Source organism: Coprothermobacter proteolyticus DSM 5265 (assembly GCF_000020945.1).
GTDB classification, from domain to species: Bacteria; Coprothermobacterota; Coprothermobacteria; order Coprothermobacterales; family Coprothermobacteraceae; genus Coprothermobacter; species Coprothermobacter proteolyticus.
In genome coordinates this window covers 1,138,272-1,149,862 of the sequence record NC_011295.1, presented here as the reverse complement: position 1 = coordinate 1,149,862, position 11,591 = coordinate 1,138,272, and the positions used below count along the sequence as shown (strand labels likewise).

The following is an 11,591-nucleotide window of genomic DNA, read 5'->3' as shown; positions in this document are numbered from 1 at the left end:
AGAAAATGTTATGCTACATTATAGCATATAGGGAGGTGGTACCTTGTTTGCTAAGGATGACTTGCAAAAGGTAGCCCAGGAGTTATCAGATATAACCCCTGATTTTTTTGACATTTTTATAGAGGAAAGAAGTAACAAGTCTTTGGTTCTAGAAAGCCAGAAGTTGGAAAGGCCATCTGCGGGCACTGTATTCGGTGCCAGTTTAAGGGTTATTGTCAACGGGGCGACTTATTTCTCCGTGGTAGATAATCCGACGTTGGAGGGCATGTTTAATGCAGCGAGAGAACTTAAAAGTAGCGTGAAGCATACAGTTGCAGAACCGGGTAAAGTATTTACCATAAAGACTGTTGAGCCACCGTTAAAGAAAAATCCGTGGACACCATGGCAAGAACTTGGTGAAGTTGCCGATTATTTGAAAGCCACTGACGAATGTGCAAGAAGCTACGATCCAAAGGTAGTTCAAGTTACTTCTTACATTAATCAAGAAGTTTCCCGTGTGCAAATACTAAACAGTTTGGGTAACTTTGCTGAGGAAGAGCGTAGTCGTACTAGGGCTTTTTGCCTTGTGTACGCCAGTGATGGAACTGCTGTGGAAGTTGGCTCTGACAATCAAGGCAAAATAGGGGGGTTAGAGCTACTCGCCCATTATCCTCCTGAGTCCTTAGCGGCAAATGCTGCTAAGGTAGCTGTGTCTAAACTAAGCGCTGTTACTGCTCCCAGTGGGGAGTTTCCTGTCATATTGGGCCCCGGATTCGGTGGTGTCATATTCCACGAGGCTATTGGACACAGTCTAGAAGCTGACGGTATAAGAAAACAAGTTTCAGTCATGCGAGGAAAACTAGGTGAACGCTTGGCAAGTCCTAAAGTAACACTGATTGATTCAGGTATAGTACCTGACGAATGGGGTTCCAATGCCTTCGACGATGAGGGATTTCCCAATCAGGAAACTGTCTTAATAAAAGATGGCATTTTAGTCTCCTACATGAGTGACTACTTGGAGCACTTGCTTACCGGTTTTCCCCATACCGCTAACGGTCGTCGTGAAAGTTATGAATACATTCCTTACCCACGCATGAGGAACACTTTCATAAAACCTGGAAAAGACACATTCGAAGACATGCTTACTTCTATTAAGAAGGGCTTGCTCGCCTTGAAATTTGGTGGAGGTCAAGTGGACCCAGTTACTGGTAACTTCATCTTCGGTGTTACTGAAGGTTATCTTATTGAAGATGGCAAGGTTACATCACCTATCAAGGATGTGAGCATGGTTGGCAACGGTTTAACCATATTGGAAAACATTGAGGCAGTGAGCGGTGAGGAAGACATGGATTTCATGCCAGGCATGTGCGGCAAGGAAGGGCAATCGGTTCCGGCTGGAATTGGAGAACCCTACGTTATGGTTTCTCGCATTCTCATAGGAGGTGAGTAGTTTGGAGCTAAAAAAGTACATTGATTACATAGCAAAAGACAAAGGTGATGGTGACATCTTTTACACGCATTCCACAAGCAAAACTATAAGAATGGGTTGCTTAGATGGAAAAGTGTTTTTGGAGGAGGTTTCGTCAAAGGAAACTTCAGGATACGGCGTGAGAATTTTTAAAGAGGGGCGAACAGGTTTCAGCTTTGGTAACAAGACCGATGAAGAGAGCGTTCTGCAAACTATTGACTATGCTGAACAAGCTTCACAACTTGGGGAGCCTTTAGCTGTGGAATTACCCCGTAACGAAGGGAAACAAGAGGAATCTGCGAAGTCGGAAAGGGATCTCAATGAAATCTTGGAAACGATTAGCGAAATCTTTCTTTCTAAAGGCGTTAAGAAATTCGAGGCCACTGCTGGAATAGAAACTTCTTTTTGGCAATTGGTTAACACTGCGGGGACAGATGTGACCTCTAGTGAGAGTGGTTATTCGGTTGTGGTCATGCCGGTGGTGTCAGGTGAAGGTGAAAACGCCAACTATTGGTTTTCTGTAACAAATGATCCCCAGACCCTTGACTTGAATGAAATAGTTCTGCGTTCGTTGAACCGCGCTTACAGTTCTCTGGATGGGAAAAGTATGAGTTTCAAGGGCTTACCAGTAGTTTTTGACTCCTTGGAGTGGGCTGAGCTGTTAGGATTTTTGTTGGATTCCTTCGGTGGCAAGAACGTGGAGAGGCAGAAGAGTTGCTTTTCTGGAAAGGTGGGGCAACGAGTCCTATCGGAGCATCTCAGCCTGAAGCTGGAAAACAGTCATCCAAAGGTGCTTGGTAAGTATTTCTTCGACCATGAAGGTGTAAGCGTAAAACCTGCTTTCTTACTCAAAGATGGTACATTTGTTGAGCCTTACTACGGCCTAGCTGCCGCCGCTGAATTCGGCAAAGAGCCTACGGGTGTTGGACATCGATTTTCCTTCCGAACACAACCAAACGACGTTCCATTCATTTGTCACGTGCAAGTGCAGGGGTTACCATCTCTTGATTCACTGGATAAGTATTTGCTCGTTACTTCCTTGAAGGGCATACATTCTGGATTAAACGCTGTAAGTGGTGCTTTTTCCATAGGAGCTGATGGCACCTTGGTAAGCGGAGCAGAACGTGTTCCTTTGAGCGGTATTACTCTAAGTGGCAACATTTGGGATGTCCTTAACAATATCATAGCGGCTACTCCCGAGGAAGAGGCGGTACCTTCTAGCACGTGGCTAGTAAGTCCATTGGTAGCACTGGATGGCATAACAGTTACTGGTTAGAAGATCGGTCCTTGCCACTTGACCCTTTTCTGAGAGCAGATAGGATTACTGCAAGATCACTCATATGAACGCCTGCTAGCCGGGAGGCCTGACCCAAGGTGGATGGCTTTGTCTTTTTGAGGACATCCAAAGCCTCTCGGCTAATAGGCAAACCGTCGTATTGAAAATCTTGCGGTATGTTCAGGTTTTCGAGCTTCTTGATAGAGTTTAGTAAGCTCATCTCTTTTTGCAAATACCCCTCGTATTTGACTTCTATTTCCACGGTGAGTTTTTCTTCATCGCTCAATACAGCAATTTCCGGTATAAACTGCTCCATATCACCTAAATGAACCTCAGGTCTTCTAAGTACGGTTTCGGCTTTCACAGGTTGTTTTAAAAATGGGAAATATGTAGGTGAGACGCTAGTTTCTTTCAGTTTGTTGAATACTTCATCCATTTTTGTCTTTCGTTCTTGGACCTTTGAGTATTCGGCTTGAGTGAGAATGCCTCTAGAATGAGCCTTTTCTGCCAGGCGCCATATGGCGTTATCTTGCCTGTGAATCATACGAAATTCTGATCTGCTTGTTAGCATCCGATACGGCTCAGCTAGTTCTTTGGTGGTGAGTTCATCAATAAGGGTGCCAATAAAACCTTCATGACGCAGTATGGTGAATGGTGGCTCTCCTAAGGCCTTCAATGCAGCATTTATACCAGCGATAATGCCTTGGGCAGCTGCTTCCTCGTAACCTGTGGTGCCATTTATCTGGCCAGCTAAGAATAAGTTCTTCACATGTTTTGCCTCCAACGTGATGTTTAGTTGCATTGGCCAAACCATGTCATAATCAACTGTATAACCTGGTCTTATGATTTCTACCTCTTCCAAACCTTCAATTGTCCTTAATACTTTCTGCTGAATATCTACAGGCAGTGAAATAGCTAGGCCATTTGGGTATATCTCTGATGTACCCAAACCCACAGGTTCAAGGAAAATGAGATGTTCTGTTTTCTCGGGAAACCAAACAGCTTTTTCTTCTATGGAAGGACAGTAGCGTGGTCCCACACGCACCATGGTGCTAGCACGAGAGGCTGTAAGGTTTATGTTCTCTCTTACTAAAGCCATGGTTCTGGCGTTAGTTCTTACCATGTACACGGGTTTGTAACCAGGGGGATTTGGTTCTTCCCAGAATGAGAATGATAGACCTGGATCGTTCTCCTGTATGGTAGCTTTTGAGTAATCTATGGTTTTCTCATCAATTCTTGGAGTGGTTCCAGTGTTAAATCTGCCCATGGAGAAACCAAGCTTTTTAAGATCCTCCGAAATGCCTGTGGCAGGAAATTCTCCCCATCTACCTGCTGGTTTGCTCCAGCTTGAAATGTAGATTCTGCCTTCTAAGAAGGTTCCTGTGGTAAGAATAACTGTTTTTCCTTCTATGTGGCGTCCATCTTCCGTTTTTACACCGTAAACAGTATTCTGGTCATAAAGTAGGCCATTCACATGGGCTTGCATGAGCTCCAAGTTCTTTGTTTGACTCAATCTATTGAGCATTTCACTGGGGTAAAGATATTTGTCCACTTGTGCTCTGTTAGCCCAAACAGCGGGTCCTTTGCTCTTGTTTAGTACACGCGCTTGAATGTAAGAACGGTTTGTTACTCTACCCATGAGCCCGCCTAAGGCGTCTATTTCTCTGACCAGCTGAGATTTACCTGGACCTCCAATAGCTGGGTTGCAGGGTAAAAGTGCCACTGTATCAATGAAACTCGTTATTAAGAGAGTTTTTGCGCCTAGTTTTGCAGCTATGTGAGCAGCTTCACAGCCTGCATGGCCTGCTCCCACTACAATCACGTCATAAGACATCGTACTCTTTACTCCCTCCGACTTTCACTCTTTAGTAGTGCGTGCATTCAATATGATACCTGCCCATTGGACTTTATCACCCTCGTAAGCCACAGCAATCTGGCCAGGGGTTATAGCCCTTACTGGTTGACTGAATCTTACGCTTAGGATGGGTTCATTACTCTGCTCTACGAAAGCTGGTACAGAATGTGCTCTGTATCGGATTTTTATTTCAACTTGCCGGGTAAGTGCAGAGAATTGATTCATCATTACCACGGTCATATGTTCGGAGAAAAGCTCTTCGGACGTTCCTACGTGAACGGTGTTACTGATAGGATCTATCTTTTTAACATAGAGTGGCTCTCTGTGAGCAACGCCTAAGCCACGTCGTTGCCCCACAGTGTAATAAGGGTAACCCCTGTGTTCTCCTATGATGTGACCACGAAAGATTATGGGTCCCGGCTTTGTTACTTCACTGATATTCTGCGTTATGAATTGTTCCATGCCTCCGTGAGGCATGAAGCATATGTCTTGGCTGCTTCTTGGGACGTGCTTTATCCCATGTGAGTGAGCGTAGCTTATCACTTCTTCGCGCGTCAGTTCGCCTAATGGGAACAAGACCTTTGCCAAAACCTGCTTTTCTACAAGTGCAAGCATATAGGATTGATCTTTCCACGAGTCTATTGCCTTGTAAAGGTTTCCCTCTCTTTGACGAGCATAATGACCAGTCGCTACAGCATCAAAGCCTTTTTGCATGGCTAGTTCTACAAAAGCACCGATTTTTACACAGCGATTGCAGAACACACAGGGGTTTGGGGTAAGACCTTTTTTCACCATGGCTTTAAATATGTTAATTACGTGTTTCTGGAAGGTTTCCGTTAGATCCCAGACCTCAAAAGGAACGCCTTGGTTCATAGCGACACGTTTGGCTAGTAACTGGCTGTCCACAGAGCAGCAGGTTTTTTCCTGGTATTCTCCCTCTGGTAACATATTTAAGAAAACAGCTGTCACATGGTGGCCTTCTTCCTTGAGGCGTAGTAAGCTTACGGTGGAATCGATGCCACCTGATAGTCCTACTGCAATTTTCATGGTAAAACATATTATACTATGTTGTACTGGACCCCCTATGAGGGGGTATATTATAACCATGGAGGTGTACGTAGTGGAGTTTAAACCATTATATAAACAGGATGCTAAAAGTGAAGAAGAAAAGAAGGTTCTTGAGGCACTAGAAGGAGTCATAGATCCTGAAATTGGCTTTGATGTGGTTAATCTTGGCCTGATCTATGGCTTGGAAGTAACCGACCAAAGTGTCAATGTGAAAATGACTATGACTTTTGCAGGATGCCCCTTAATGGATTACATGGTTTCGCAGGTTAGAGAAGTACTAAAGTCTTTAGCTATAAGGCCTGAGGTTAATGTGGATTTGGTTTTTGAACCTGCATGGACACCAGAATTCATTAATCCAGCTATTATGAATCCAGAGGCTGCTAAATAGCAGCCTCTTTTCATTTATTTATGATATTTCTCTCCTTTGATAATCGTTAGTGCGCGGTATAACTGTTCAAGAAAAAACAACCTTGCCAGTTCGTGTGGAAAGGTCATAAGAGACAGCGAAATTCGCATTTGTGCATTATTCTTGAACGCTTCAGAAAAACCTTCTGGGCCACCGATATAGAAATAGACATCATTTGATTGAGTGGTGAGCAGATCTTCAATGAAAGAAGCAAACTCTTCCGATGTCATTAACTTACCTTGGGCGTCTAATACTATATGAAACCCCTCTTTAGTAGTCATGTTGAACGGGTTTTCTTGTTTTGTTTCTACCATAGTTATTGGTATGTAGTGTTTAATGCGCTCGTAGTAGTCTTTTACACCTTCGGCTACATACCCGTTTTTCAGCTTTCCTACTGCTACAATGTGAACTTTCATGCTTTCATTCTACGAGAAGGCGCCGCGAAAATGTGTCACTTTAGCAGAAGAAAGAAATCTCCTAAAGTAGCATGGCTGAATCAAAAAAATTTTGCGTCAGTTTGGGTTTTAGTAGAATGAAGAGCTGGCTTGGAGAAGCCCGCTCTTCATTTCTCTAACGTCCAAGTAAGGCTTTTGCTGCTACAAATCCCAAAAAAATACCCACAATACCCATTACGCCAGACAGGGTAGCCGGGGCAGGAACCGGCAATTTCAGAAATGCAAACAAGAACCCTACCGAGAACCCGACAATGGTAGCCAATAGAGTCTCAACCAACTTATCATCACTCCTAACCTACTACTCATTATGTAGAACATTGATAAACTTCTAGCTTAGATATTTTACACAAGCCTTATGGGGTTTTTCCAGGCTATATAATAGCAGTGAGGTGAAAACTCTTTGGACAGTACAAAAGATCGCGTGCTCAAAAATCTGAGACGTATAGATGGACAAATACGGGGTATCGAATCGATGATTAGTGAAGGAAGAAGCTGTAGCGAAATCTTGTATCAAATTGTCGCTGCCCGCGAAGCTTTGAAAAGGGTGGGAGTGGAAATAGCTAAGCAACACATCTGCCAACGGACTTCTGAAGGCGAAGACATGGAGCAAGAAATTGAAAAGATTATCAAAATCATTGCATCTTTGTCTTAGGGTGATCTTATGAAGTGGAGGTTTTTCCTTGTCTTGAGCATACTTGGGATTATTGCAGGTGTTTGGTTGATTTTTTCTCTCGTTGTGCCTGCTCCGTACGGAAAGTTGACTGTTTCTGCTCCTTCAAACTTTAGCGTTTTTGTGGATGGGAAACCTTTCGAATCAGGTACTGTGGCTGCAGGGAGGCATGTGGTAGAAGCCAAGTATCGTAATCTAGTACTAATGAAACAGGATGTCTATGTAAAACCGGAGGAGAATACACGCGTAAACTTTTCAGCGGAAGGTCTTTTGCTTTATGGTCCACCCAACTCCTATTTTGCTGTGAAGACAGCGGAAGGCACATATAACGCAAAAGGTGAATACCTATGGCTGCCATCGTTCGCTGGGAAAGCCATAGTGATGATTAACGGGGATTTATTGCCTCTTTACGTAGGCGAACATGCGTTTGTTACATTGGCCTACGAAGAAGGAACCGTAGTCACTTTAGAGGGGAGCTATTACCTTTCTGTACCCATGTGGTCAACAGTTTCCACCGTAACGGGCAGCATCATCTTACCCTCGGTGACTACAAGTTCCTTAAGCGCGGACTTACAGTATTCTTTGGATGGTAATGTGGTGGTATTGAGCAATGCGTTTACCACGGGAACAGTTTTGAGAACAGCTCCGGGTGATTTCACAGACGTGAAAATAGCCAACGATGAAGTCATGCTAGCTTTTACACCCACCTCGGTGAGCCAATATAACGTTGCGTTTGGTTGGCGCATATGGACCTTAAAAGCTCCTGAACCTGTAGGTACGTGGTACAAAAGTGACTCTGGTTTTGTTTTCGCTGGGGAAAAGATTTGGGCTTACAAAGATAACGGAGCATGGCTATGGGTGCATCAGCCTCCTGGCAAACTTGTAGATGTTAATGGGGACAACCTAGTGTTTCTGACCGATGATGGAGTGGTATTCTGGGACTACGCCAAAGGCGAGGAAACGTCCAATCCAAGATTTGAAGTGCCTGATTACATACCTTATGTAAAGGGTGAAAAGTATCTCTACTCTTCAGATGGCAACTGGTTCTCCGGTGTGGAAGTGTTGGATTTCTCTTGGAATGAGAAGTGGATTTCCTTTGTGAGTAGCAACCATGATATAATAATTTTAAGAAAATAAAATGGATAGTGAAAGTTATCATTTATTATCGGACATAGTAAAAGCAATTGGTGAAACCATGGGCGGTTGGCCCGTGGTGGTTTTTGTCCGCCCGCAAACTGAGGTGGGGGATGACATACTTGGGTACTTGTTAGGAGCTGTACAAAGAGGTGCGAGTCCTTTAACTCTTTCCCTTTCTGCCACTTCTTTTCGTCCCGAACTGGGTTTACGAGTCGTTGATCATTTATACAGATTAAAGCGCGGATTTAAGTTCGTGGTAAACGGTCCGTGTTTCGGTGGAACTAACCTAGTAGCCTGTGGGGCTGAGACTTTGTGTTTTACACAGACCGGTGAAATGGGCCTTTGGTGGGGTTCAATTAACACACCTTGGAATCCCGTGGATGAAAGTCATCGCTACTTACCTCTGGATGTTGATGTACTCTTAGGTTATCTTGAACTGCTTGAAAGGCATCCTCAGTCGGTGGAACCCATAACCCGCGACGTTAGCCCTTTAGCAGTAAGTGCTGCCTATAACTCTTTTAAAAGAACTGTTGGTGCTTTAGAAGCCTTAGAAAGGATGTCACCGAAGCACAAAGACGCTCTTAGAGCAGTTAGGCAGTCAATTCAGGAAGATTACTCCAGGGCGAGTTTGCCTTGGGGTCCTGGTGTCGCTGCTTCCTTCGGATTTGATGTTCAGACTTTTGATGCTGCGCTGGAAAAGTTGTTCAATGATGTAAATGCAAAGGTGTTCAGTGAAGCATTCGTTCCTCAGAGACAGGGGTCTGCTGAAAACTACAGCGTCACAGTGCCTGACGTTATGATCATTGATTCATCTGCTGTTTTGCTTCATACAACTTACATTGAAGGCATGATCATGGACACAGAAGTGGAAGAGAGGCCTGTTGGAGCAGATTGGCGCACAGTTTTCTTCCGCGGGTAGTAATGGAGGGGGATAGCTTCACATGAATGTGGTTGTGGTGTTACTCTTTTTAGTCCTAATAAATGCCTATTTCGCTGCCACTGAGATCTCCGTTGTTTCCACTGATAAAGATGACATTGAAGAGGCATTAGGGCCTAGAGCTGAAAGTGGTCTTGTTAAGAAGTTGTTGGACGATCCTACGTTCTTTTTCTCCTCTGTACAGATTGGTGTAACGTTAGCTGGATTCCTTATGTCGTCCTTCTCTGCTTTGGACTGGGTTGGCCCATTTAGTGAAGCCTTAAGCAGACTAGGTATTCCCAATAGTTCCACATTGGCAGCAGTACTTATCACGGCCTTTGTTTCTTTTATATCTATCATATTCGGTGAACTCATACCAAAATCGCTTGCGGTTAGGTACAGAGACTACTTTGCCCCATGGGCATTAGTTAACTTGGCAAGAACACTTTATATTCTCTATCCTTTTGTATGGTTCTTATCTGTCATACAAAAAGCCGTCTTGAATATGGTTGGTGTGGGAAGTTTAGAATACACCAAGGTCGTTACTGATGAAGAATTGCTAAGAATAGTTGAAAGAGGTAGGTCTGAAGGGCAGTTTCTTCAAGAAGAGGAGGAAATGATTAAGTCGGTACTGGAGTTCAGCGATACTACTGTGCGAGAAATCATGACTCCTCGACTCGCTGTTTTCTGGCTGGACAAGAATGTGGGTGTTAACGAAGCACTTCAACTAATGTTGGACTCTGGCTACTCAAGGGCACTGCTATGTGATGGTTCTTTGGATAACGTTCTTGGAGTCATTCATATTAAAGACTTAATGAAACTACATGTTCAAGGTGATAGTGAAGGAAGCTTGGAAAGCATAAAGAGAGATGTTCTTTTTGTTCCTGAGACAGAGATGATCAACGAGGTTTTCTTCCAAATGAGGCGTTTACGCAACCATTTAGCCGTGGTAGTAGATGAATATGGTGCAGTTGCCGGTGTTGTGAGCTTGGAAGATATCTTGGAAGAGCTCGTGGGTGAAATACGCGATGAGTATGATCAAGAAGAAGAACCCATCCGCATTGTGGAAAAGTCTGAAAACTACGTGAAAGCCATAGTGCTCGGTCATGTTTCATTGGGAGATGTAAATGATGTGTTGGACCTTGATCTTGAAGCAGAAGAGGTAGACACTATCGCTGGATTTGTTCTACTTCAACTTCAGCATTTCCCTGAGGTTGGAGAAAAGTTTCGGCTAGACGGGACAAAGTTTACAGTGCTTTCCGTTACTAACAAGCGCATTGACAAAGTGCTTATCGAACGGGAAATTTCGGAAGAAGATCAGCCTTCTTAAGGGCTTGAAAACCCGTTATCAAAACATATAGTAAGGTAACAGCAACAGCAATTTGATTGTTAAAGACAGAAATCAACACTGCTATGCCAACTAGAGAGTCTTCAGAGAAAGAAAGGGCTAGGGTCAAGGACAAAAAATAATGGGGGTATGAAAGATAGGCAGGCATTGTGCTGTAAGGCATTAAGGTAAAAGTAAAAAGCGTTACCACAAGTGAAATAATAGCGCCTATGAGCATGCGCGTAGGTCTCTGAATCCACAGCAAAACCAATAATCCCAAATCCACAAACTGGAAGTACACACCAGGGTATAGATAACCTAATATTATTAAAGCGAGAGCAACGCAGGTAACAAATTTCTGCCTGTGAAAGCTGTTAAAGGCAGCAACAAAAAACAAAAATGCAAGCCACATAACGAAGTTCATTGTATCATATACACATGACGGTGTTGTCAGAGCTAAAGTTTGACGGATTTGCTGAAAGATGCTACGAAGTCAATAGTGACATTTGGACGTCGAAGGTGTTTCTAGATATTGAGACACTTTCCTTGGTGGGGACACCCTTAACGGTTATTGGCTTACTTCAAGGTGGCGAAAAACCAACAGCTACGCAACTTTTCCTGCTGAAAGAAGAAGGTGAAAGGGAATTACTTTTACGTTTCTTGGAGCTCACAAAGGATGCTGAGGTGGTAACTTACAATGGTGCGAACTTTGATATTCCTTTTATTAATCAAAGGCTTCTTCACCACGGGCTAGGACAGTTTGTCCCAAGAGCTCACGTGGATTTGTATCTCACAGCAAAGCGTAAGTTTCAAGGAAAGCTACCCTCTTTAAAGCAGTCGTATTTGGAGAAACATTTACTTGGCATAGAAAGATCTGACGATGTCCCATCTCGGTTCGTGCCACAATACTACCAAGAGTTCTTGCTTGGTGGGGACTGGGAATGTTTAGAAAAAGTTCTGCGACATAACTACTATGACATCACTGGTTTGGCTAACCTTTATCTGTACGTAGAACAATCTCTATTCTAAGGAGG

General features: G+C 43.7%; 13 protein-coding genes. 8 read left to right on the top strand and 5 right to left on the bottom strand.

Annotated elements, in window-relative coordinates; genetic code table 11:
- Positions 1–43: 43 nt before the first annotated feature.
- Complete coding sequence (locus tag COPRO5265_RS06055; RefSeq protein WP_012543494.1) at positions 44–1,429, top strand: TldD/PmbA family protein; 1,386 nt, start codon at positions 44–46, stop codon at positions 1,427–1,429.
- A complete protein-coding gene (locus COPRO5265_RS06050) occupies positions 1,422–2,723 on the top strand; it encodes a TldD/PmbA family protein (RefSeq protein ID WP_012544102.1) in 1,302 nt (433 codons plus the stop codon). Before COPRO5265_RS06055 ends, COPRO5265_RS06050 begins: the two co-directional genes overlap by 8 nt.
- On the opposite strand, the gene mnmG is transcribed toward COPRO5265_RS06050, so the two are convergent.
- Together mnmG and mnmA are read right to left on the bottom strand one after the other, a co-directional pair.
- Complete coding sequence (gene mnmG / locus COPRO5265_RS06045; protein WP_012543539.1) at positions 2,713–4,557, bottom strand: tRNA uridine-5-carboxymethylaminomethyl(34) synthesis enzyme MnmG; 1,845 nt, start codon at positions 4,555–4,557, stop codon at positions 2,713–2,715. The two genes, COPRO5265_RS06050 and mnmG, sit on opposite strands and share 11 nt — an antisense overlap.
- Before the next feature lie 24 nt (positions 4,558–4,581).
- Complete coding sequence (mnmA, locus tag COPRO5265_RS06040) at positions 4,582–5,625, bottom strand: tRNA 2-thiouridine(34) synthase MnmA (RefSeq protein WP_012544385.1); 1,044 nt, start codon at positions 5,623–5,625, stop codon at positions 4,582–4,584.
- 58 nt (positions 5,626–5,683) lie between these two features.
- Between mnmA and COPRO5265_RS06035 the strand changes: the two genes are divergently transcribed.
- Entirely contained in the window at positions 5,684–6,034 is a 351-nt protein-coding gene (locus COPRO5265_RS06035; protein WP_041735789.1) for a metal-sulfur cluster assembly factor, read from the top strand.
- A gap of 14 nt (positions 6,035–6,048) precedes the next feature.
- Here COPRO5265_RS06035 and COPRO5265_RS06030 read toward each other — a convergent pair whose 3' ends face one another.
- The gene (locus tag COPRO5265_RS06030) at positions 6,049–6,468 is read right to left on the bottom strand and encodes a 23S rRNA (pseudouridine(1915)-N(3))-methyltransferase RlmH (RefSeq protein WP_012543729.1); all 420 of its coding nucleotides are present in this window, start codon (positions 6,466–6,468) and stop codon (positions 6,049–6,051) included.
- A 154-nt stretch (positions 6,469–6,622) separates the two neighbouring features.
- Entirely contained in the window at positions 6,623–6,784 is a 162-nt protein-coding gene (locus tag COPRO5265_RS06025; RefSeq protein ID WP_012544442.1) for a XapX domain-containing protein, read from the bottom strand.
- 123 nt (positions 6,785–6,907) lie between these two features.
- Between COPRO5265_RS06025 and COPRO5265_RS06020 the strand changes: the two genes are divergently transcribed.
- The 4 genes from COPRO5265_RS06020 to COPRO5265_RS06005 are packed head-to-tail and all read left to right on the top strand — an operon-like array spanning position 6,908 to position 10,560.
- Positions 6,908–7,159 carry a metal-sensitive transcriptional regulator gene (locus COPRO5265_RS06020; RefSeq protein ID WP_012543607.1) on the top strand — a complete coding sequence of 84 codons (252 nt, stop codon included), beginning with the start codon at positions 6,908–6,910 and terminating at the stop codon, positions 7,157–7,159.
- Positions 7,160–7,192: 33 nt separating this feature from the next.
- Positions 7,193–8,314: a hypothetical protein gene (locus tag COPRO5265_RS06015; RefSeq protein WP_234397914.1), complete on the top strand. Its 1,122-nt coding sequence runs from the start codon at positions 7,193–7,195 to the stop codon at positions 8,312–8,314.
- A gap of 1 nt (position 8,315) precedes the next feature.
- Positions 8,316–9,233, top strand: coding sequence for a hypothetical protein (locus COPRO5265_RS06010; RefSeq protein ID WP_012543813.1), 918 nt, complete (start codon positions 8,316–8,318; stop codon positions 9,231–9,233).
- Between the two features lie 22 nt (positions 9,234–9,255).
- A complete protein-coding gene (locus COPRO5265_RS06005) occupies positions 9,256–10,560 on the top strand; it encodes a hemolysin family protein (protein ID WP_012543883.1) in 1,305 nt (434 codons plus the stop codon).
- Here the strand turns inward: COPRO5265_RS06005 and COPRO5265_RS06000 are convergent.
- Entirely contained in the window at positions 10,520–10,969 is a 450-nt protein-coding gene (locus COPRO5265_RS06000; protein WP_234397915.1) for a hypothetical protein, read from the bottom strand. The two genes, COPRO5265_RS06005 and COPRO5265_RS06000, sit on opposite strands and share 41 nt — an antisense overlap.
- Positions 10,970–10,995: 26 nt before the next feature.
- Here COPRO5265_RS06000 and COPRO5265_RS05995 point away from each other — a divergent pair, with 26 nt between their 5' ends.
- Positions 10,996–11,586 (top strand): ribonuclease H-like domain-containing protein, encoded by a 591-nt coding sequence (locus COPRO5265_RS05995; RefSeq protein ID WP_041735786.1) that lies wholly within the window; start codon positions 10,996–10,998, stop codon positions 11,584–11,586.
- The last annotated feature ends 5 nt before the right edge of the window (positions 11,587–11,591 follow it).

What these genes read in the sequence shown, in the direction of transcription:
- mnmG (WP_012543539.1), bottom strand. Translation starts at nt 4,557, where the DNA reads ATGTCTTATGACGTGATTGTAGTGGGAGCAGGCCATGCAGGCTGTGAA.
- mnmA (WP_012544385.1), bottom strand. Translation starts at nt 5,625, where the DNA reads ATGAAAATTGCAGTAGGACTATCAGGTGGCATCGATTCCACCGTAAGC.
- COPRO5265_RS06035 (WP_041735789.1), top strand. Translation starts at nt 5,684, where the DNA reads ATGGAGGTGTACGTAGTGGAGTTTAAACCATTATATAAACAGGATGCT.
- COPRO5265_RS06030 (WP_012543729.1), bottom strand. Translation starts at nt 6,468, where the DNA reads ATGAAAGTTCACATTGTAGCAGTAGGAAAGCTGAAAAACGGGTATGTA.
- COPRO5265_RS06010 (WP_012543813.1), top strand. Translation starts at nt 8,316, where the DNA reads ATGGATAGTGAAAGTTATCATTTATTATCGGACATAGTAAAAGCAATT.
- COPRO5265_RS06005 (WP_012543883.1), top strand. Translation starts at nt 9,256, where the DNA reads ATGAATGTGGTTGTGGTGTTACTCTTTTTAGTCCTAATAAATGCCTAT.
- COPRO5265_RS06000 (WP_234397915.1), bottom strand. Translation starts at nt 10,969, where the DNA reads ATGTGGCTTGCATTTTTGTTTTTTGTTGCTGCCTTTAACAGCTTTCAC.
- COPRO5265_RS05995 (WP_041735786.1), top strand. Translation starts at nt 10,996, where the DNA reads ATGACGGTGTTGTCAGAGCTAAAGTTTGACGGATTTGCTGAAAGATGC.